Source organism: Streptomyces sp. NPDC039423 (genome assembly GCF_055598725.1).
Genome location: NZ_JBVKAH010000010.1, coordinates 118,666 through 138,416, shown reverse-complemented (window position 1 = coordinate 138,416; position 19,751 = coordinate 118,666). Strand labels below are relative to the sequence as shown.

General features: G+C 73.1%; 19 protein-coding genes. 8 read left to right on the top strand and 11 right to left on the bottom strand.

What is annotated here, in order from left to right:
- Nucleotides 1-72 precede the first annotated feature (72 nt).
- A complete protein-coding gene (locus ACZ7LK_RS27635; RefSeq protein WP_471143936.1) occupies nt 73-1,224 on the top strand; it encodes a peptidoglycan DD-metalloendopeptidase family protein in 1,152 nt (383 codons plus the stop codon).
- A 9-nt stretch (nt 1,225-1,233) separates the two neighbouring features.
- On the opposite strand, the gene ACZ7LK_RS27630 is transcribed toward ACZ7LK_RS27635, so the two are convergent.
- Nucleotides 1,234-2,094 (bottom strand): Cof-type HAD-IIB family hydrolase, encoded by an 861-nt coding sequence (locus tag ACZ7LK_RS27630; protein ID WP_392276772.1) that lies wholly within the window; start codon nt 2,092-2,094, stop codon nt 1,234-1,236.
- Nucleotides 2,095-2,189: 95 nt separating this feature from the next.
- On the opposite strand from ACZ7LK_RS27630, the gene ACZ7LK_RS27625 reads away from it, so the two are divergent.
- Nucleotides 2,190-3,095: an LLM class flavin-dependent oxidoreductase gene (locus ACZ7LK_RS27625; RefSeq protein ID WP_469464019.1), complete on the top strand. Its 906-nt coding sequence runs from the start codon at nt 2,190-2,192 to the stop codon at nt 3,093-3,095.
- Nucleotides 3,096-3,097: 2 nt separating this feature from the next.
- Here the strand turns inward: ACZ7LK_RS27625 and ACZ7LK_RS27620 are convergent, their stop codons facing one another.
- The 4 genes from ACZ7LK_RS27620 to ACZ7LK_RS27605 form a co-directional block, all read right to left on the bottom strand.
- Nucleotides 3,098-3,640: an RNA 2'-phosphotransferase gene (locus ACZ7LK_RS27620; RefSeq protein ID WP_471143983.1), complete on the bottom strand. Its 543-nt coding sequence runs from the start codon at nt 3,638-3,640 to the stop codon at nt 3,098-3,100.
- Nucleotides 3,641-3,792: 152 nt separating this feature from the next.
- The gene (locus tag ACZ7LK_RS27615; protein WP_471143934.1) at nt 3,793-4,746 is read right to left on the bottom strand and encodes a MerR family transcriptional regulator; all 954 of its coding nucleotides are present in this window, start codon (nt 4,744-4,746) and stop codon (nt 3,793-3,795) included.
- A gap of 68 nt (nt 4,747-4,814) precedes the next feature.
- Nucleotides 4,815-6,590 (bottom strand): SDR family oxidoreductase, encoded by a 1,776-nt coding sequence (locus tag ACZ7LK_RS27610; RefSeq protein ID WP_469464017.1) that lies wholly within the window; start codon nt 6,588-6,590, stop codon nt 4,815-4,817.
- On the bottom strand, nt 6,590-6,754 hold the full coding sequence (locus tag ACZ7LK_RS27605; protein ID WP_471143987.1) for a hypothetical protein: 165 nt from the start codon (nt 6,752-6,754) through the stop codon (nt 6,590-6,592). The genes ACZ7LK_RS27610 and ACZ7LK_RS27605 overlap by 1 nt, the downstream gene beginning before the upstream one ends.
- Nucleotides 6,755-6,971: 217 nt before the next feature.
- Here ACZ7LK_RS27605 and ACZ7LK_RS27600 point away from each other — a divergent pair, with 217 nt between their 5' ends.
- The 5 genes from ACZ7LK_RS27600 to ACZ7LK_RS27580 all read left to right on the top strand — a co-directional run bounded on the left by ACZ7LK_RS27600 (nt 6,972) and on the right by ACZ7LK_RS27580 (nt 10,873).
- Nucleotides 6,972-7,964 carry an ABC transporter ATP-binding protein gene (locus tag ACZ7LK_RS27600; protein ID WP_469464054.1) on the top strand — a complete coding sequence of 331 codons (993 nt, stop codon included), beginning with the start codon at nt 6,972-6,974 and terminating at the stop codon, nt 7,962-7,964.
- A complete protein-coding gene (locus ACZ7LK_RS27595; RefSeq protein ID WP_471143932.1) occupies nt 7,961-8,854 on the top strand; it encodes an ABC transporter permease in 894 nt (297 codons plus the stop codon). Before ACZ7LK_RS27600 ends, ACZ7LK_RS27595 begins: the two co-directional genes overlap by 4 nt.
- Nucleotides 8,851-9,762 (top strand): ABC transporter ATP-binding protein, encoded by a 912-nt coding sequence (locus ACZ7LK_RS27590; RefSeq protein WP_392276778.1) that lies wholly within the window; start codon nt 8,851-8,853, stop codon nt 9,760-9,762. The genes ACZ7LK_RS27595 and ACZ7LK_RS27590 overlap by 4 nt, the downstream gene beginning before the upstream one ends.
- A gap of 16 nt (nt 9,763-9,778) precedes the next feature.
- Nucleotides 9,779-10,498, top strand: coding sequence for an ABC transporter permease (locus ACZ7LK_RS27585; protein WP_392276779.1), 720 nt, complete (start codon nt 9,779-9,781; stop codon nt 10,496-10,498).
- A gap of 123 nt (nt 10,499-10,621) precedes the next feature.
- A complete protein-coding gene (locus tag ACZ7LK_RS27580) occupies nt 10,622-10,873 on the top strand; it encodes an SGM_3592 family protein (protein WP_469464016.1) in 252 nt (83 codons plus the stop codon).
- Nucleotides 10,874-10,952: 79 nt separating this feature from the next.
- Here ACZ7LK_RS27580 and ACZ7LK_RS27575 read toward each other — a convergent pair whose 3' ends face one another.
- A complete protein-coding gene (locus ACZ7LK_RS27575; RefSeq protein ID WP_471143929.1) occupies nt 10,953-12,251 on the bottom strand; it encodes a CynX/NimT family MFS transporter in 1,299 nt (432 codons plus the stop codon).
- Nucleotides 12,252-12,296: 45 nt separating this feature from the next.
- Complete coding sequence (locus ACZ7LK_RS27570) at nt 12,297-12,974, bottom strand: FadR/GntR family transcriptional regulator (RefSeq protein ID WP_392276782.1); 678 nt, start codon at nt 12,972-12,974, stop codon at nt 12,297-12,299.
- Nucleotides 12,975-13,084: 110 nt separating this feature from the next.
- Between ACZ7LK_RS27570 and lpdA the strand changes: the two genes are divergently transcribed.
- Nucleotides 13,085-14,488 carry a dihydrolipoyl dehydrogenase gene (gene lpdA / locus ACZ7LK_RS27565; RefSeq protein WP_392276783.1) on the top strand — a complete coding sequence of 468 codons (1,404 nt, stop codon included), beginning with the start codon at nt 13,085-13,087 and terminating at the stop codon, nt 14,486-14,488.
- Between the two features lie 428 nt (nt 14,489-14,916).
- Here lpdA and ACZ7LK_RS27560 read toward each other — a convergent pair whose 3' ends face one another.
- The 4 genes from ACZ7LK_RS27560 to efeB all read right to left on the bottom strand — a co-directional run bounded on the left by ACZ7LK_RS27560 (nt 14,917) and on the right by efeB (nt 19,705).
- Nucleotides 14,917-15,723, bottom strand: coding sequence for an HAD family hydrolase (locus tag ACZ7LK_RS27560; protein ID WP_392276784.1), 807 nt, complete (start codon nt 15,721-15,723; stop codon nt 14,917-14,919).
- Nucleotides 15,720-16,997 carry a serine--tRNA ligase gene (gene serS / locus ACZ7LK_RS27555; RefSeq protein ID WP_392276785.1) on the bottom strand — a complete coding sequence of 426 codons (1,278 nt, stop codon included), beginning with the start codon at nt 16,995-16,997 and terminating at the stop codon, nt 15,720-15,722. Before serS ends, ACZ7LK_RS27560 begins: the two co-directional genes overlap by 4 nt.
- A 478-nt stretch (nt 16,998-17,475) precedes the next feature.
- Complete coding sequence (pheA, locus tag ACZ7LK_RS27550) at nt 17,476-18,411, bottom strand: prephenate dehydratase (protein ID WP_392276786.1); 936 nt, start codon at nt 18,409-18,411, stop codon at nt 17,476-17,478.
- A gap of 34 nt (nt 18,412-18,445) precedes the next feature.
- Nucleotides 18,446-19,705: an iron uptake transporter deferrochelatase/peroxidase subunit gene (efeB, locus tag ACZ7LK_RS27545; RefSeq protein WP_471143981.1), complete on the bottom strand. Its 1,260-nt coding sequence runs from the start codon at nt 19,703-19,705 to the stop codon at nt 18,446-18,448.
- Nucleotides 19,706-19,751 lie beyond the last annotated feature (46 nt).

Here is a 19,751-nt window from a genome sequence, read left to right as displayed (position 1 = left end):
GGGATGGGCCGGTCGGCGGTACGACACCGCTGAGTGCCGGACATCGGGCGCGCCCGGCGCGACCATCCCAGGATGTTCCTCGTGGCGCTGGCCGTCCTGCTTGCCCTGCTTCCCCGGCCCGCGGCCGCCGCCGGGCCGGCCGCCGACGGGCCCGGCGGTGTCGCGGCCGACGTGGCGCGGCTCTTCGACGAGGCCGCGCGGGCCACGGAGGCGTACGAGCAGGGCCGGCGGGCCTCGGACGCGCAGCGCGCCCTGGCCGGGCGGCTCCAGGGGGAGCTGGTCCGCAAGCGGCGCGAGCTCGCGGTGCTCAACGACCGCATGGGTGAGATCGCCCGCGCCCAGTACCGGGGCGGCGGCTCCGCGGGCCTGACCGCGCGGCTGCTGCTGGGCGACGACGCCGACGAGGTGATGCGTGCGGAGCGGCTGGCCCGCCAGGCGGACCGGGCGGTCAACCGTCTGATGGCGCGCACCAGGGCGGCGGAGCGGCGGCTCGCGCTGGCCGAGGGGTCGGCCCGCGCGGCCTGGCACGACCTGGACGTCCGCCGCCGGCGGCTGGCCGCGGTCCGGCGGGGCATCGAGGCCCGGCTGGAGCGGGCCCAGTGGCGGCTCCAGGCGGAGGCGGAGCGGCGGGTGGCGTCGGGGCGGTGCGGGGGCGCCGGGCCGGGCGCGGGCCCCCTGCCTTCCGTGGGCCCCCCGGCCCCCGTGGGCCCCCTGCCTCCCGTGGGCCCCGCGGGTCCGGTGGCGCCGGGTGCGGCTGCCGGTGCCGCTGCCCGTACGGGAGCCCGGGCGGCGGGGGCCGGGCGGGCGTGGGTGGCGCCCGTGGAGGGCTACGCCCTGTCCGCGGGGTTCCACCGGGCCGGCGCGCACTGGGCGCACCGGCACACGGGGCAGGACTTCGCGGTGCCCCTCGGCACCCCCGTGCGGTCGGTCGGCGCCGGGCGGGTGCGGTCGGTGTCCTGCGGCGGCGCGTTCGGGATCGAGGTGGTCGTACGGCACGCGGGCGGCTGGTACTCGCAGTACGCCCACCTCGCCGCGCCCGTGGTGTCCCCCGGGCAGCCGGTCGCGGCCGGCCAGGTCGTCGGGCGGTCCGGCAACACCGGCAATTCGACGGGACCGCATCTGCACTTCGAGGTGCGGCTCACCCCGTACATGGGCTCGGCGGTGGACCCGGTGCGCTGGCTGGGCGAGCACGGGGTCCGGCTGGGCGGGGGCGGGGCCGGGTGAGCGCCGCCGTCAGTGGGCCGCGCCGAGGATGTCCTCGATGATCCGGGCGACGCCGTCGTCGTTGTTGGCGACGGTCCGGCCGGAAGCGGCGGCGACCACGTCCGGGTGCGCGTTGCCCATCGCGTACGACCGGCCGGCCCAGGACAGCATCTCGATGTCGTTCGGCATGTCCCCGAACGCCACCACCTCGTCGGCGGAGATGCCGCGCTCGGCGCAGCACAGGGCCAGGGTGCTCGCCTTGGAGACGCCCAGGCCGCTGATCTCCAGCAGCGCGCTCGGGCTGGACCGGGTGATGCTGGTGCGGTCGCCGGCGGCCGTGCGCGCCAGCGCGAGGAAGCCGTCCGGGGTCAGGTCGGGGTGGTGGGCGAGCAGCTTGAGCATGGGCGCGCCGGTTCCGGGCTCCTCCTCGTGCAGCAGCTTCTCGGCGGGGGCGACGGTGGCGGACGGGTCGGGCCAGAAGGGCGGGTAGTCCGGTTCGTAGTGGAAGCCGGTGGTGAACTCGGTCGCGAACGCGGTGCCGGGCGCCTCCCGGCGGAGGGTGTGTACGACGTCGAGGGCGGTCTCCCGCTCCAGCGGCCGGACCTCCAGCAGCCTGCCCCCGGAGTGCAGGTCCACGACGGCCGCCCCGTTGGCGCAGATCGCCAGGCCGTGGCCGTGCACGTGGTCGCTGACGACCCCCATCCAGCGGGCCGGGCGGCCGGTGACGAAGAAGACCTCGATGCCGGCCTCCTCGGCCGCGGCGAGCGCCGAGACCGTCCGCTCGGACACCGATTTGTCGTCGCGCAGGAGCGTGCCGTCCAGATCGGTGGCGATGAGCCGGGGACGTCGCTGTGCCGTGGGCCGGGTACGGGGAGGGGTCGCTGAGGTCACGCGCCCATTCTCCCGTACAGGGGTGCACGGGCGTGCGGATAGCCGCACATCTGAGCCGTGCGGGGTTCGCCGAGGGGGCACCGTAGGCTCGTTCCATGCGTTTGAGCACCGTGATCCTCCCTTCCCGCCGCTGGCACGACGGCGGCCGCGACGCGTGGCTTCGCGCCGAGCGGCTCGGCTTCCACACCGCGTACACCTATGACCACCTGTCGTGGCGGGTGCCGTTCCGGGACGGTCCCTGGTTCGGCGCGATCCCGACGCTGACCGCGGCGGCCGCGGCGACGGAGCGGATGCGGCTCGGCACCCTGGTGACCTCGCCGAACTTCCGGCACCCGGTGACGCTCGCCAAGGAGCTGATCTCGCTGGACGACATCTCCGGCGGGCGGATCACGCTGGGCATCGGGGCGGGGGGCAACGGCTTCGACGCGACGGCGCTGGGGCAGGAGGCGTGGACGCCGCGGGAGCGGGCGGACCGGTTCGCGGAGTTCGTGGCGCTGCTGGACCGGCTGCTGACCGAGGGGACGGTGACCCACGAGGGAACCTTCTACTCGGCGGGCGAGGCCCAGAACGTCCCCGGGTGCGTGCAGCGGCCGCGGCTGCCGTTCGCCGTCGCCGCCACCGGCCCGCGGGGGCTGAGGCTGGCCGCGCGGCACGGACAGGCGTGGGTGACCACCGGGGACCCGAAGCTGTTCGAGTCGGGGACGCCGGAGCAGTCGCGCGAGGCGCTGGCGGCGCAGATGGACAAGCTCGGCAAGGCGTGCGCGGACATCGGGCGGGACGGCGCGGAACTGGAGAAGGTCCTGCTGACGGGGTTCACGCCCGACCGGCCGCTGGAGTCCCTCGACGCCTTCGTCGACTTCGCGGGCCGCCACTTCGAGCTGGGCTTCACCGAGATCGTGGTCCACACGCCGATCGCGGACACGATGTTCGCCGCCGACGAGGCCGTCTTCGAGCGGATCGCGACGGAGGCCCTGGCGCAGCTGGGCGGACGGGGCCGCTGAGGTCAGCCGGGGAAGCGGAGGTAGGCGGGCGGTACGGCGTCGGTCAGCCACACGCCGTTGGCGCTGACGCGGAAGACGTGGCCGTCGCGGTGCATGGCCGCGGCGTCCACGGACAGCACGACGGGCCGCCCCCGCCGGGCGCCGACCCGGGTGGCGGTCTCGCGGTCGGGTGAGAGGTGGACGTGGTGGCGGGCCATCGGGCGCAGGCCCTCGGTCCGGATCGCGTCCAGGTTCCGGGCGACGGTGCCGTGGTACAGGTACGCGGGCGGGGTGGCGGCCGGCAGGTCCAGGTCGACGCCGACGGTGTGGCCCTGGTTGGCGCGGATCCGGTCGCCGTCGATCGTGAAGCGCCGCTTGTCGTTGACGGCGACGACGTGCTCCAGCTCGGCGCGGGTGATCCGGACGCCGTGCCGGGCGGCCGCCCGCAGGAGGTCGTCGACGGCGACCCAGCCGTTCGGGTCGAGGACGAGCCCGATCCGCTCGGGCTGGTGGCGCAGGTGCTTCGCGAGGTACTTCGACACCTTCACCGTGCGTCGGTCGTCCATGCCGGTCGTGCTCTCCTCGGTGTCCACCCGGTCAGCGTGTCAGGCATCACGGTGTCATGACCACAGAAATTTCGCTTCGTAGGTTTGGTCCACAAACAACTCGCGTTATCCACAGGCAATTTGACGATTCTGTGGACAACTTCTCGGGAATTTCAGCCCTTTTGAGTAACATCGTCTGATTCCCCATGACTTGCGGCAAGTGCGTCCATCGCCCGTGCCTGGAGCTCCCGTTCGGTCGCGGCGGTGATGAACGCGGCCGCGTTCTCCGCGCCAACGAGCCGGTGGACAGCGCGGATCATGGCGGCGGGCAGCGCCACCTGCCGGGCCGGATCGTCCGTGGCCGGCGGCCCCTCGGGCGATAGATGCCGCTGGAGGTGGCGGGGCGCGAACACGCGCATGGCACGGGCCAGTTCGGCGTCCACCGACTGCTGGGCGAGCGGCCGCAGCCGCCGCACCAGGGCCGCCGCCTCCGACGCCTCGGCGTCCGTGGGCGGCCGGTGGTCGAGGTACCGGGCGAAGACGTGCTCCGTGGTGAACTCCAGGAAACGGTGGGCGATGTGCTCCACCTGCCCCCGAAGTTCCCTCAGGTGTCCGGCGATCGCCATCAGCGGCACTCCGGCCGCGTACAACTCGGCGGCCACGGCCAGCTCTTGCGGGCTCGGCACCAGGAACTCGTCGTCCCGGCCCGGGATCCGCTCCAGCACCCCCAGCTCCACCGCCTCCCGCACCGCCCGTTCGTCCGGTGTCCCACCGAAGGCGGCGTCCAGCTCCGCCCGGGTGATCCGGTCGGCCTCCTCGTCGGTCCAGGGGCCGTGCACCTCGGCGACGAGGCCCAGGACACCGCCCAGGCCCCGGCCCGCGTCCCAGGCCTCCAGGAGCTCCTTGATCGAGGCCAGGGTGTACCCGCGCTCCAGCAGGTCGGCGATCTGCCGCAGGCGCGCCAGATGGGCCTCGCCGTACACGTTGGACCGGCCGCGCCGCTCCGGCTTCGGCAGCAGCCCCCGGTCCTGGTAGGCGCGGATGGTCCGGACCGTGGCGCCGCTGTGGTGCGCCAGGTCCTCGATCCGGTACTCGGCCGCCGGTGCCCGTCCCGTCCGCTCGTCCACGCCCGCTCCTCACCACCCCGTGCCGTGCTGCGAGGGATCGTACGGCCGGCGCCCGAGTCGCGCGGCGGTCACAGCCGGGGCTCCAGCCGGGCGAGGGCCCGCAGCGCCTTCGGCGCCAGCCGGGACAGCAGCCGGGCGCCACGGGCCTCCGGGGTCACCGGCACCACCGCCTCGTTGCGCACGACCGCCCGGAGGATCGCGTCGGCCACCTTCTCCGGCGGATAGTTGCGCAGGCCGTACAGCCGGGCGGTCCTCTTCCGCCGGCGCTCCTCCTCCTCGGCGGACACCCCGACGAAGCGGGCGGTGGCGGTGATTCCGGTGTTCACGATGCCGGGGCAGACGGCGGTCACGCCGATGCCCCGGCCGGCCAGTTCGGCCCGCAGGCATTCGCTGAGCATGAGCACCGCCGCCTTGGACGTGCTGTACGCGGGCAGCGCGCGGGACGGCTGGAACGCAGCCGCGGAGGCGGTGTTCACGATGTGGCCGCCCTGACCGCGCTCGGCCATCCGGCGGCCGAAGATCCGGCACCCATGGATGACGCCCCACAGGTTGACGTCCAGGACCTTCCGCCAGTCCTCGCCGGTGGTGTCGAGGAAGGGCCCGGACAGGCCGATGCCGGCGTTGTTCACCAGCACGTCCACCGGCCCGTACTCACCGGTGACCTTGTCGGCGAGCTTCTCCATGGCCTGCTCGTCGCTGACGTCCACCGCCTCGCCCCAGGCGTCCGGCGCGCCGATCAGGCGGGCCATGCCGGCGGTGCGCGCGGCACCCTCCGCGTCCCGGTCCACCGCCACCACCCGCGCGCCCGCCTCGGCGAACGCGAAGGCCGTGGCCCGCCCGATGCCACTGGCCGCGCCCGTGACCAGGACGAGCTGTCCGCCGAACCGGTCCGCGTACCGCCGGCCGGACGCGACCGGCTCCGGCAGCCCGCCGCCCTGGTCCTCGTGCGCCGTCACGAACTCGGTGATCCACGCGGCGAGCCGGTCCGGCCGGGTGCGCGGCACCCAGTGCCGGGCCGGCAGCGTGCGGCGCACCACCCGCGGTGCCCAGGTGGCCAGGTCGTCGTAGAGCCGCTCCGACAGGAAGACGTCACCGGTGGGCGTGATGAGCTGTACGGGCGCGTGGGCGTACGCGTCCGGGCGCGGACGCCGCAGCCTGGCCCGGACGTTGTCGCGGTAGAGCCAGGCGCCGTGCGCCGCGTCCGTGGGCAGCGACGGGGTCGGGTAGCCGTCGGCCGGCACCTTCTCGACGCGCCGCATCAGCCCCGGCCACCGCTTGCCGAGCGGCCCGCGCCAGGCCAGCTCGGGCAGCACGGGCGTGTGCAGGAGGTACACGTACCAGGACCGCGCGCCCTGGCCGAGGAGCTGGCCGACCCGGCGCGGGGTGGGGCGGGTCACGCGCCGCTTGATCCAGTGGCCGAAGTGGTCCAGGGACGGGCCGGAGATCGAGGTGAAGGAGGCGATCCGCCCCTCGGTGCGCCCGACCGTGACGAACTCCCACCCCTGCACCGAGCCCCAGTCGTGCCCGACCAGGTGCACCGGCGCACCGGGGCTGACCGCGTCCACCACGGCCAGGAAGTCGTCCGTGAGCTTCTCCAGCGTGAACCCGCCGCGCAGCGGCCGGGGGGCCGTCGACCGGCCGTGCCCGCGCACGTCGTACAGCACCACGTGGAAACGCTCGGCGAGCCGCCCGGCGACCGCGGACCACACCTCCTTGGAGTCCGGGTAGCCGTGCACGAGCACGACCGTGGGCCGCTCCGGGTCGCCCAGCTCGGCGACGCACAACTCGACACCGCCCGTGCGGATCCGTCGCTCCCGCGCGTCCCGCAGCTCGTCCGCCACCATCAGACCGCCTCCCAGCGCCGCACGTGCGGCAGATCGTCGTCCGGCCGGAACGCGCTCCGCTCGGGATCCCTGGAGTCCGTGGCCACCATGAAGAACCGGAGCGGGGCCCAGAAGCCCACGAACGCCGTGTCCCGTCCGGTCGCCGAAGTCACCACCGAGGCCATGCCACCCGCCCGTCCATGCCGTCGAGCCGTCCTCGTAACGTGCCACTGATGAATGTGACAATGCCCGGCGGCTGCGTCAAGGGCCGTGCCGAGCCTGGGGAAAACCCCGCCCCCGGTGCCATGCCCCTACGGGCCCGTACGCCTTGAGTCGGACACCGATCCAGCCGTCAGGTCTGACGCCCGGTGTGGCGTGCGCCACTACCGTCGTAGCGTGACTGTGATCGCGACCGAAAGCCTCAGCAAGCGGTTCCCCCGGGTGACCGCTCTCGACCGGCTCTCCCTGGACATCGGGCCCGGTGTGACCGGACTTGTGGGTGCCAACGGAGCCGGCAAGTCCACCATGATCAAAATCCTGCTCGGGCTGTCCCCCGCCACCGAGGGCCGGGCCGAGGTGCTCGGCCTCGACGTCGCCACCAGCGGCGCCGCCATCCGCGAGCGGGTCGGCTACATGCCGGAGCACGACTGCCTGCCGCCCGACGTCTCGGCCACCGAGTTCGTCGTCCACATGGCGCGCATGTCCGGTCTGCCGCCCACCGCCGCGCGGGAGCGCACCGCCGACACCCTGCGCCACGTCGGCCTGTACGAGGAGCGCTACCGTCCCATCGGCGGCTACTCGACCGGCATGAAGCAGCGGGTGAAGCTCGCCCAGGCGCTGGTGCACGACCCGCAGCTTGTGCTGCTCGACGAGCCGACCAACGGCCTCGACCCCGTCGGCCGCGACGAGATGCTCGGCCTGATCCGCCGGGTGTACACGGACTTCGGCATCTCGGTCCTGGTCACCTCCCACCTGCTGGGCGAGCTCGAACGCACCTGTGACCACGTCGTCGTCATCGACGGCGGCAAGCTGCTGCGCTCCAGTTCCACCAGCGACTTCACCCAGGTCACCGCGACCCTCGCCGTCGAGGTCACCGACACCGACACCCACCCCGACGGCACGGCCGCCCTCCGCGAGGCCCTCACGGCCGCCGGAATCACCCTCCACGGGACCCCAGAGGGAACGGCGGACGGCCTGCCCGGCGCGGGCCACATCCTGCTGCTGGAGGCGACCGGCGAGGAGACGTACGACCTCGTGCGCGACACCGTCGCCGGGCTCGGTCTCGGCCTCGTACGGATGGAACAGCGCCGCCACCACATCGCCGAGGTCTTCCGGCCGGGGCCGGACGCGGCCGCCACCCACCCGCAGGAGGTCCAGGAGGTGAAGGCCCGATGAGCACCCCCGCCCCCCAGGCCGAGACCCGTATCCACAACATCGGCTACCGGGACTACGACGGCCCCCGCCTCGGCCGCGCCTACGCGCGCCGCTCGCTGTTCTCGCAGTCGCTGCGCGGCGCGTACGGACTGGGCCGCAGCGCCAAGTCCAAGGTGCTGCCGATGATCCTCTTCGCGGTGATGTGCGTCCCCGCGCTGATCGTCGTCGCGGTCGCGGTGGCCACCAAACTGAAGGACCTGCCGCTGGACTACACGCGGTACGCGATCTTCACCCAGGCGGTCATCGGACTGTACCTGGCCGCCCAGGCTCCCCAGTCGGTCTCGCGCGACCTGCGCTTCAAGACCGTGCCGCTGTACTTCTCCCGCCCCATCGAGCGCGTCGACTACGTCCTGGCCAAGTACGGCGCCATGGCGTCGGCGCTGTTCATCCTGACCGCCTCCCCGCTGCTCATCCTCTACATCGGGTCGCTGCTCGCGAAGATGGACTTCGCCCACCAGACGGCGGGCTTCGCCCAGGGACTGGTCTCCGTGGCCCTGCTCTCGCTGCTGTTCGGCGGCATCGGCCTGGTGCTGGCCGCGCTGACCCCCCGCCGGGGCTTCGGCGTCGCCGCGGTCATCGCCGCCCTCACCATCTCGTACGGGGCCGTGTCCACCCTCCAGGCCATCGCCTGGAGCACCGACTCCCTGGGCGCGGTGAAGTGGCTCGGCCTGTTCTCGCCCATCACGCTCGTCGACGGCGTGCAGACCGCCTTCCTGGGCGCCACGTCCTCCTTCCCCGCCGAGGCGGGGCCCGGCGCCGGGGTGGGCGTGGTCTACCTGCTGACCGTCCTCGCCCTCATCGCGGGCTCCTACGCCGTCCTGCTGCGCCGCTACCGGAAGGTCGGACTGTGACCACCATCGACATCGACCACGTCTCACGGTGGTTCGGGAACGTCGTGGCCGTCAACGACGTCACCATGACCATCGGCCCCGGAGTGACCGGGCTGCTCGGCCCCAACGGCGCCGGGAAGTCCACCCTGATCAACATGATGGGCGGCTTCCTCGCCCCCTCCACCGGATCGGTGACCCTCGACGGGCAGCAGATCTGGCGCAACGAGTCCGTCTACCGCAGCATCGGGGTCGTGCCCGAGCGCGAGGCGATGTACGACTTCCTCACCGGCCGTGAATTCGTGGTCGCCAACGCCGAGTTGCACGGCCTCGGTGCCACGGAGGCGCAGCGGGCGCTCGCCACGGTGGAGATGGAGTACGCGCAGGACCGCAAGATCGGCACGTACAGCAAGGGCATGCGGCAGCGCGTGAAGATGGCCTCCGCCCTCGTCCACGAGCCGTCCGTGCTGCTGCTGGACGAGCCGTTCAACGGCATGGACCCGCGCCAGCGCATGCAGTTGATGGACCTGCTGCGGCGGATGGGTGCGGAGGGCCGCACGGTCCTGTTCTCGTCGCACATCCTGGAGGAGGTGGAGCAACTCGCCTCCCACATCGAGGTGATCGTCGCCGGGCGCCACGCGGCCAGCGGCGACTTCCGCCGGATCCGCCGGCTGATGACCGACCGGCCGCACCGCTACCTCGTACGGTCCAGCGACGACCGGGCCCTGGCGGCCGCGCTGATCGCCGACCCGTCGACGGCCGGCATCGAGGTGGACGTGACGGAGGGCGCGCTGCGCGTCCAGGCGGTGGACTTCGCGCGCTTCACCGAACTGCTCCCGCGGGTCGCCCGCGCGCACTCCATCCGGCTGCTGACGGTCTCGCCCTCGGACGAGTCACTGGAATCGGTCTTCTCGTACCTCGTCACGGCCTGAAGGGAGCCTCACGACCATGTACAACCCCACCGTCGCCCGGCTCACGTACCGGGCCCTGCTCGGCCGCCGCCGGGCCGCGATCCTCTTCGTCCTGCCCGGTCTGCTGCTGCTCATCGCGGCCGCCGTCCGGGCCTTCAACGGCGCCGACGACCAGGTCGCCGCCGACGTCCTCGGCGGGTTCGCGCTCGCCACCATGGTGCCGCTGATCGGTGTCATCGCCGGGACCGGCGCGATCGGGCCGGAGATCGACGACGGCTCGATCGTCTACCTGCTCGCCAAGCCGGTGAAGCGGCCGACGATCATCTTCACCAAGCTGATCGTCGCCATCGCCGTGACCATGGTCTTCTCGGCCGTCCCCACCTTCCTCGCGGGGATGATCCTCAACGGCAACGGGCAGCAGGTGGCCGTGGCGTACACGGTCGCCGCGCTCGTCGCCTCGATCGCGTACAGCGCGCTCTTCCTGCTGCTCGGCACGGTCAGCCGCCACGCGGTCGTCATCGGGCTCGTGTACGCCCTGGTGTGGGAGGCCCTGTTCGGCACCCTCATCGAGGGCGCCAAGACCCTCAGCGTCCAGCAGTGGGCGCTGGCCGTCGCCGAGAAGGTCACCGGTGACGGGCTGGTCGCCTCCGACGTGGGCCTGCCGGTGGCGGTGGCGCTGCTGGCGGCGGTGACGGTGGCCGCGACCTGGTACGCCGGGCAGAAGCTGCGGACGCTGACGCTGGCGGGCGACGAGTAGGCCGGCGCCGTGCCCCCACTCCCCGTGGGAAGGGCCCTCCACGCGCGCGTGGAGGGCCCTTCGCCCTCCCTCACACCGTTTTGACGGTCCGGTCGGCACACTTGGCGTACGGAGGAGGCACCCATGCCCGATGATCACGAGCCCCGGGACGACTGGGACGACATCGAACTGGACACCGACTTCATCCGCTCCGCCGGGACCACCGAGCCGTCCGCCCGGGCCCGGATGCTCGCCGCGCGCTGGCGCGGCCGGCCGCCCGAACCGCAGCCCTGGCGCGCCGACGAGCCCCCGGCGGGCTGGTTCTTCGGCCGAGCCCGCCGCCGCGAACGGCGCCGCCGGCGCAAGGACCGCGACCAGGGTGGCCAGGGCGGCTAGGGGGTGTCTCGCCGAGGGTGCGGGCACCCGGCGGGCCGTGCGCGCGCCCGGCGCCGCGGTCACACCTTCCGGTCGCGGGTCACACCTTCCGGTCACGCGCCGCGAACAGCCCCGTCACCAGGGCCGCCACGCACACGCACAGCACCAGGGCGATCGGCACCGTCCAGCCGCCCGTCGCCTCGTGGACCGCGCCCGCCGCCAGCGGACCGGCGGCCGCCAGCAGGTAGCCGACCGTCTGCGCCATCCCCGACAGCCGCGCCGCGGTCACCGCGTCCCCGCTGCGCAGCACGATCAGCGTCAGCGCCAGGCCCACCGCGCCGCCCTGGCCGACGCCGAGCACCGCCGCCCACAGCCACGCCCCCGAGACGGGGGCGACCATCAGCCCCACGTACCCGGCCGCGACCAGCGACGTCACCAGCGCGACCAGTGGCCGCTGGGAGCGCATCCGGCCGGCCATCAGCGGCACCAGGAACGCGCCCGCGACCTGGATGAGGTTGTTGAACGCGAAGACGACACCGGCGGTCGAGCGGCTCATGCCCTGGTCGGTGAAGATCGTCGGCATCCAGGCGATCAGGACGTACGACCACAGCGACTGGAGGCCCATGAAGAGGGTGACCTGCCAGGCCAGCGCCGAACGCCACACACTCCGCCGGGCGGTGTCCGGGGCAGGGCCCGCTGAGGCGGCCCCCCGCCCCTCACGCCCCGTCCGCCCCGTCAACCCCGTCCGCCCCCGGACGATCAGCACCTGCGGCAGCCACGCCACCGCCGCCACCACCGCGAGCAGGGACCAGAACGCCAGCGACGCCTGCCAACTCCCCCCGAACGCCTTCTCCAGCGGCACGGACGCGGCCGCCACCACCGTCGCGCCCGCGATCATCGCGCCGGTGTAGACGGACGTCATGGACGCGGCCCGGTCGGGGAAGTCCCGCTTGATCAGCCCGGGCATCAGCACGTTGAGCAGCGCGATGGCCGTGCCCACCAGGACACCGCCGCCGTACAGCGCGTACACGGACGGCAGGACGCGTACGAGGATGCCGGCGCCCAGCAGCAACAGCGCACCGAACAGCACCGGTTCGGTTCCGAGCCGCCGCGCGAGCGGGGGCGCCACCAGCGCGCCCAGGCCGAGGAACAGCACCGGCACCGAGGTGACCAGGGAGCTCGCGGTGGACGACAGCCCGAAGCCCGCGCTGATCTCGCCGACCAGCGGGGACACGCTCGCCAGCGCCGCCCGCATGTTCAGCGAGGCCAGCACGATCCCGGCCATCAGGAGCGCCGGGTGGGCGAGCAACGCCCGCCGGGCGGCGGCCCCTCGGGGCGAGGGCGGCCGGGCACCGGCCTCCGCGTCGAGGAGCAGCGGGCCGGGTTCCGGACGTGCCACGTTCACAGCACCTTTCACGACGACGACGGATCTTGTGGGGGAGGTTCAGCGGGTGGCGACGATCGCCCTGACCGTCTCCAGCGGTACGCGCAGCAGCTCACGCACCGCCGCCCCCGCCGCGTCGGGGTCGCCCGCCTCGATCGCCGTGACCAGCGCCTCGTGCGCGTCCAGGTCGATCGCGGGCATCTCGTGGTCGCCGAGCGACTCGACGAGGCTCTCGTGCACCTGCGCGGAGAAGAACCGGTACACCCCGGTGAAGGCGGCGTTGTGGGTGGCCTCGACCACGGCCCGGTGGAAGGCCAGGTCGGCGTCCGCGTCCCGGTCGCCCTCCTCGCGCAGCGTCGTCAGGGCGGCGCGCAGCCGGAGCAGGTCGTGGGTGTCGCGCCGGGCGGCGGCGAGACGGGCCGCCTCGGTCTCCAGGGCGATCCGCAGCTCCAGGACGTCCAGGGCGCCGGCGGCCCGGACGGTGCGCAGCACGGCGGCGGGGTCGGCCGTGGAGCGTACGAAGGTGCCGTTGCCCTGCCGGGACTCCAGCAGGCCGGCGTGGACGAGGACGCGGACGGCCTCACGGACCGTGTTGCGGCCGACGCCGAGCTGCTCGGCGAGGTCGTGCTCGGTGGGGATGCGGTCGCCGACGGCCCATTCGCCGTCCGTGAGCTGGGCGCGGAGCTGCTCGACGACGGTGTCCACGAGGGAGGTCCGGCCCGCTGCCTTCAGCGCCATCGGTCACTGCTCCATTCCGCCTATTCGCCCGGTTGCCCAGTCATCCTACAACTTGCGGCCAGGATTACTGTGGGCTCAGCCGCACTCACTCACACCCTGGGGAGCAAGCCATGTCAGACCGCTTCGACGTCGTCGTACTCGGAGCAGGCCCCGGCGGATACGTCGCCGCCATCCGCGCCGCCCAGTTGGGCAAGCGCGTCGCGGTGGTCGAGGAGAAGTACTGGGGCGGTGTCTGCCTGAACGTCGGCTGCATCCCCACCAAGGCACTGCTGCGCAACGCGGAGCTGGCCCACCTCTTCACGCACGAGGCGAAGACGTACGGCATCAAGGTCGACGGCCAGGTCTCCTTCGACTACGGCGAGGCCTTCCGCCGCAGCCGCACGGTCGCGGACGGCCGCGTCAAGGGCGTCCACTTCCTGATGAAGAAGAACAAGATCACCGAGTTCACCGGTCGCGGCACCTTCCTGGACGCCAACACCCTCCAGGTCGCGCTGTCCGACGGCGGCTCGACCACCATCTCGTTCGACAACTGCATCATCGCCACCGGTGCCACGCCGCGCCTGCTCCCGGGCACGCGGCGCAGCGAGCGCGTGGTCACGTACGAGGAGCAGATCCTCGCCGGTGAGCTGCCGCACTCGATCGTGATCGCCGGCGCCGGCGCGATCGGCATCGAGTTCGCGTACGTCCTGCACAACTACGGCGTGAAGGTCACGATCGTCGAGTTCCTCGACCGGATCGCGCCGCTGGAGGACAAGGACGTCTCGGCGGAGCTGGCGAAGCAGTACCGCAAGCTCGGGATCGACGTGCTGACCTCGACCCGGGTGGAGTCGATCGACGAGTCCGGGCCGCAGGTGCGGGTCACCGTGACCGGCAAGGACGGCAAGCAGCAGGTGCTGGAGGCCGACAAGGTGCTCCAGGCGATCGGCTTCGCGCCGAACGTCGAGGGGTACGGCCTGGAGAACACGGGCGTGAAGCTCACCGAGCGCGGCGCCATCGACGTCGACGGCCGCTCGCGCACGTCGGTGCCGCACATCTACGCGATCGGTGACGTGACCGCGAAGCTGATGCTCGCGCACACGGCCGAGGCGATGGGCGTCGTCGCCGCCGAGACGCTGGCGGGTGCCGAGACGATGGAGCTCGACTACCCGATGATCCCGCGCGCCACCTACTGCCAGCCGCAGATCGCCAGCTTCGGCTGGACGGAGGAGCAGGCGCGGGAGAAGGGCTTCGACGTCAAGGTCGCGAAGTTCCCCTTCATGGCGAACGGCAAGGCGCACGGCCTGGGCGACACCACCGGCTTCGTGAAGCTGATCAGCGACGCGAAGTACGGCGAGATCATCGGCGCGCACCTGATCGGGCCGGACGTCACGGAGCTGCTGCCCGAGCTGACGCTGGCGCAGCAGTGGGACCTGACCGTGCACGAGGTGGCGCGGAACGTCCACGCGCACCCGACGCTGGGCGAGGCGGTCAAGGAGGCCGTGCACGGGCTCGCGGGCCACATGATCAACTTCTGACCGGACCGGCGGCGTGCCCGGGTGCGGGCGCGGGTGCGGGTGCGGGCACGTGAGGCCGTCGGCGCGGCGTCACCGGTAATCCGGTGGCGCCGCGCCGTGCGTGCGGGGCACATTGGCTGTGCAACGCCCACACGGGGGCACCACGGGGGTACCACGGGGGCAGGATGCCGGGGGCGGCCGCTTCGAGCGCGCGTTTTCCGTACGCGCGGGCCGGCCCCGGCCCTGTGACCGGCCCGGCCGATCGTGAGCGGCCCCGGCCGTGACCGGAGCCGGGCCCGGAGGAGCCGGTGGGGGCGTCCACCCGGGTGCCGTTGTGCCACCCGTGCCCCCCGGCGGCACGATCGCCCACAACGGGCAACCCTCCGGCGGCACGATCGCCCACAACGGGCGACCGACCGGCGGCACCGGGGCCCCTGGCCCCTTGGCGGTCAGGCGGTCAGGAGGCGTTCCAGTACGACGGCGATGCCGTCCTGGTCGTTCGAGGCCGTGACCTCGTGGGCGACGGCCTTCAGGTCGTCGTGGGCGTTGGCCATGGCGACGCCGTGGTGCGCCCAGGCGAACATGGGGATGTCGTTCGGCATGTCGCCGAACGCGATCGTGTCGCTCGCCTTCATGCCCAGCCGACGGGCCGCCAGGGACAGCCCCGTGGCCTTGCTCAGGCCCAGCGGGAGGATCTCCACGACCCCCTGGCCCGCCATCACCACGTCCACCAAACCGCCGACCGTCTGCCGGGCGACGCGCGCCAGAGCGTCGTCGTCCAGCTCGGGGTGCTGGATGTAGACCTTGTTGAGCGGGGCCGACCACAGGTCGGCCGGGTCCTCGTAGGGGAGGTACGGCAGCGGGCCCTCCTGGACCCGGTAGCCGGGGCCCACCAGGACCTCGCCCTCCAGGCCGTCGCGGCTGGCGGCCAGGGCCAGCGGGCCGACCTCGGCCTCCAGCTTGGACAGCGCCAGGCCGGCGAGCTGCCGGTCCAGGGTGACGGACGTCAGCAGCCGGTGCTCGCCCGCGTGGTAGACCTGCGCGCCCTGGCCGCAGACGGCGAGGCCGTCGTAGCCGAGGTCGTCCAGGATGTGGCGGGTCCAGGGGACCGCGCGGCCGGTGACGACGATGTGCGCGGCGCCCGCCGCCGTCGCGGCGGCGAGCGCGTCACGCGTGCGCTGCGAGACCGTGTCGTCGGACCGCAGCAGCGTCCCGTCGAGGTCGGTCGCGACCAGCTTGTAGGGGAAGGGAGTCACGGGGAGACGGGCTCCAGGACTTCCCGGCCGCCGAGGTAGGGGCGGAGCACCGGGGGGACCCGCACGGAGCCGTCGGCCTGCTGGTGGTTCTCCAGGAGCGCGACGATCGTGCGCGGTACGGCGCACAGCGTGCCGTTCAGGGTGGCGAGCGGCTGGACCTTCTTGCCGTCGCGCATCCGCACCGACAGGCGCCGGGCCTGGAAGCTGTCGCAGTTGGAGGCGGACGTCAGCTCGCGGTACTTGCCCTGCGTCGGGATCCACGCCTCGCAGTCGTACTTGCGCGAGGCCGAGGCGCCCAGGTCACCGGTGGCCACGTCGATCACCTGGAACGGCAGCTCCAGGGAGGTCAGCCACTGCTTCTCCCAGTCCAGCAGCCGCTTGTGCTCCGCCTCGGCGTCCTCGGGGGCGACGTAGGAGAACATCTCGACCTTGTCGAACTGGTGCACCCGGAAGATGCCCCGGGTGTCCTTGCCGTACGTGCCGGCCTCGCGCCGGTAGCACGGGGAGAAACCGGCGTACCGCAGCGGCAGCTTCTCCGCGTCGAGGATCTCGTCCATGTGGTACGCGGCCAGCGGCACCTCGGAGGTGCCGACCAGGTAGTAGTCGTCCTTCTCCAGGTGGTAGACGTTCTCGGCGGCCTGGCCGAGGAAGCCGGTGCCCTCCATGGCGCGCGGGCGGACCAGGGTGGGGGTCAGCATCGGGATGAAGCCGGCCTCGGTCGCCTGGGCGATCGCCGCGTTGACGAGGGCGAGTTCCAGCAGGGCGCCGACGCCCGTCAGGTAGTAGAAGCGCGATCCGGAGACCTTGGCGGCGCGCTCGACGTCGATGGCGCCCAGCGCCTCGCCGAGCTCCAGGTGGTCCTTGGGCTCGAAGCCCTCGGCGGCGAAGTCCCGGACGGTGCCGTGCGTCTCCAGGACGACGAAGTCCTCCTCGCCGCCGACCGGCACGTCCCCGTGGACGATGTTCCCGAGCCGGAGCAGCAGCCGCTTGGTCTCCTCGTCCGCCTCGTTCTGGGCGGCGTCGGCGGCCTTGACCTCGGTCTTGAGCTGCTCGGCCTTCGCCAGCAGCTCCGCGCGCTCCTCCGGGGACGCTTTCGGGATCAGCTTGCCGAGCGCCTTCTGCTCGGAGCGGAGTTCGTCGAAGCGGACGCCGGACGACCTGCGCCGCTCATCGGCGGAGAGCAGGGCGTCGACGAGGTCGACGTCCTCTCCACGGGCGCGCTGGGAGGCGCGAACACGGTCGGGGTCCTCACGGAGCAGGCGAAGGTCAATCACCCCACCAGGCTACCGGTGCGGCCCGACGCCACCCCAGCCGATATGCCGTGCGGGCCTTGCGTGTCGACTTTGACCGAATTGCCGGAGTTTATCTGCGCAGAATGGTGCACAGAATTCCTCGCCCTGCCCCTTCCAGGCCCGTCGCCGGATGGTGTTCGAGTGTCGTTGTCCACAGACGCCGGTCGCTACGGGAAGTTATCCACAGGCTGTGCGAATCCGCTGTGGACTCAGTAATTGATCATTCCGATTGCCGAGGCGTCACCCTGGATTCCCCTACCAAACCCGACGCCCACACTCATTCGGGTGGGAAATTCTCGCTCCAAGGAGGTGATCGGCGGAATTGGGGTGACACGGCCGCCGTGCCGCACTCTGTGATCACCTGCGCCACAGGAGCGATTTGTCGACCTCGCCCGGTTGTGATGTCGACTTGTCCCCAGGTCGAGAAGCAGGCCTGTGGATAACTTCTGTGGATGTCCGGTCAGGCCCGGCCGTCCTGGCAGCGGGCCAGCCAGTCCGAGGCCGCCGTGAAGTCCTCGTCCGACGTCCCGGGCCGCGGCGGGCTCACGTCCTCGGGCCCCGCCCCCGCCCGCGGGTACGACCCGAGGAAGCGGACGTGCGCGCAGATCCGCTTCAGGCCCATCAGCGCCTCGCCGACCCGCCGGTCGGAGATGTGGCCCTCGGCGTCGATGGCGAAGCAGTAGTTGCCGATCCCCGCGCCCGTCGGCCGGGACTGGAGCAGCATCAGGTTCACCCCGCGCGCCGCGAACTCCTGGAGCAGTTCCAGCAGCGCACCCGGATGGTCCTCGCGCTGCCAGATCACCACCGAGGTCTTGTCCGCACCGGTCGGCGCCGCCGGCCGCGCCGGCCGGCCCACCAGCACGAACCGGGTCTCCGCGTTCTCGGCGTCATGGATCTCGGTGACCAGCGCCTCCAGCCCGTACGTCGCCGCCGCGAACTCCCCCGCGAACGCCGCGTCGAACCGCCCCTCCCGCACCAGCCGCGCCCCGTCCGCGTTGGACGCGGCCGACTCCCACACCGCCTCCGGCAGGTGCGCCCGCAGCCAGTTGCGCACCTGCGGCTGGGCGACCGGGTGACCGGTGACCGTCTTGATGTCCGACAGCTTGGTGCCCGGCCGGACCAGCAGGGCGAACGCGATCGGCAGCAGCACCTCGCGGTAGATCATCAGGGGCTCGCCCGACGCCAGTTCGTCGAGGGTCGCCGTCACCCCGCCCTCCACCGAGTTCTCGATCGGTACGAGGGCGGCGGCGGCCTCCCCGTTGCGCACGGCGTCGAGCGCCGCGGGCACGGAGACCATCGGCACCAGCTCCCGCGTGGCGGCTTCCGGGAGCGTACGGAGGGCCGCTTCGGTGAAGGTGCCCTCGGGACCGAGATACGTATAGCGCGTGGCCGACATACCGGTCACCCTAATGCGCCGGGCATCCGCGCGGTCACGCCTCCAGCAACCGCTGCCCCACGTACTCGCCCGCGCCCGGACCGCCCGGCACGGCGAACAGGCCGCTCGCCTCGTGGCGGATGAACCGCGACAGCGCGTCCCCCCGGTCCAGCTTCCGCTGCACCGGCACGAAGCCCCGCCGCGGATCGGCCTGCCACGCGATGAACAGCAGCCCCGCGTCCGGCGTCCCGTCCGGCCCGATCCCGTCGTGGTACGAGAACGGGCGCCGCAGCATCGCCGCGCCACCGTTCTGCTCCGGGGCCGAGATGCGCGCGTGGGCGTCGGCGGGGACGACGGGCTTCCCGTCCGGACCGGTCCGGTCCAGGTCGATCGCCGCCGTCTCGCCGCCGCCTGTCAGCGGCGCCCCGTCCGACTTCCGGCGGCCGATCACCCGCTCCTGCGCCTCCCGCGGCAGCTCCTCCCAGTCGTCCAGCAGCATCCGGATCCGGCGCACCACGGCGTACGAACCCCCCGCCATCCACGGCTGCTCCCCGCCCTCCGGGACGAACACCCGCTGCCGGAAGTCCGGCTCGGACGGCTTCGGGTTGCGGCTGCCGTCGACCTGTCCCATCAGGTTGCGGGCGGTCATGGGGTGCGCGGTGGCGCCCGGCGAGCGGTTGAAGCCGTTCATCTGCCAGCGCACCCGCGCGGCCGCGCCGGCCTCCTTCTGCACGGCGCGCAGCGCGTGGAAGGCGACGAGCGCGTCGTCCGCGCCGATCTGCACCCACAGGTCGCCGCCCGAGCGCCGGGGGTCCAGCCGGTCGGACGAGAACGCGGGCAGCGGGTCCAGCTCCGCCGGCCGCCGTGCCACCAGCCCCGTCCGGTCGAAGAACGAGGCCCCGAAGCCGAACGTGACGGTCAGGGACGACGGGCCCGCGTCCAGCGCCACCCCCGTGTCCCCGTCGCCGGCCGGCCCGCCCGCCATCAGCCGCTCGGCCACCGCCGACCAGCGGCGCATCAGCGCGGCGGCCTCCTTGCGCCCCGCCCCCGGCGCCAGGTCGAACGCCACCAGGTGGCCGCGCGCCTGCAACGGCTGGAGGATGCCCGCCTGGTGGTCGCCGCGGAACGGCACGGCGGTCGACCCGACGGTCGCCAGGGCCGTGCCGGGCTCCCCGGCCGCGGCGGCGTGGCCGGCGGCGCCGCCGGCCGCGCCCAGCACCAGCCCGGTCGCGCCGGCCGCGCCGACGGTCCCGAGCAGCTTGCGCCGGGAGACCTGGAGGGTCTCGGCCTGCCGGGCCCCTCCGGTGTCCCGCATGGTGCCGGTCGCGTCGGACGTGTCGGTCCTGGCGGTCTTCTCGGTG

Coding starts and splice junctions, on each gene's coding strand:
- ACZ7LK_RS27635 (WP_471143936.1), top strand. CDS start 73: ATGTTCCTCGTGGCGCTGGCCGTCCTGCTTGCCCTGCTTCCCCGGCCC.
- ACZ7LK_RS27625 (WP_469464019.1), top strand. CDS start 2,190: ATGCGTTTGAGCACCGTGATCCTCCCTTCCCGCCGCTGGCACGACGGC.
- ACZ7LK_RS27620 (WP_471143983.1), bottom strand. CDS start 3,640: ATGGACGACCGACGCACGGTGAAGGTGTCGAAGTACCTCGCGAAGCAC.
- ACZ7LK_RS27610 (WP_469464017.1), bottom strand. CDS start 6,590: ATGGTGGCGGACGAGCTGCGGGACGCGCGGGAGCGACGGATCCGCACG.
- ACZ7LK_RS27605 (WP_471143987.1), bottom strand. CDS start 6,754: ATGGCCTCGGTGGTGACTTCGGCGACCGGACGGGACACGGCGTTCGTG.
- ACZ7LK_RS27595 (WP_471143932.1), top strand. CDS start 7,961: ATGAGCACCCCCGCCCCCCAGGCCGAGACCCGTATCCACAACATCGGC.
- ACZ7LK_RS27585 (WP_392276779.1), top strand. CDS start 9,779: ATGTACAACCCCACCGTCGCCCGGCTCACGTACCGGGCCCTGCTCGGC.
- ACZ7LK_RS27580 (WP_469464016.1), top strand. CDS start 10,622: ATGCCCGATGATCACGAGCCCCGGGACGACTGGGACGACATCGAACTG.
- ACZ7LK_RS27570 (WP_392276782.1), bottom strand. CDS start 12,974: ATGGCGCTGAAGGCAGCGGGCCGGACCTCCCTCGTGGACACCGTCGTC.
- lpdA (WP_392276783.1), top strand. CDS start 13,085: ATGTCAGACCGCTTCGACGTCGTCGTACTCGGAGCAGGCCCCGGCGGA.
- pheA (WP_392276786.1), bottom strand. CDS start 18,411: ATGTCGGCCACGCGCTATACGTATCTCGGTCCCGAGGGCACCTTCACC.
- efeB (WP_471143981.1), bottom strand. CDS start 19,705: ATGCGGGACACCGGAGGGGCCCGGCAGGCCGAGACCCTCCAGGTCTCC.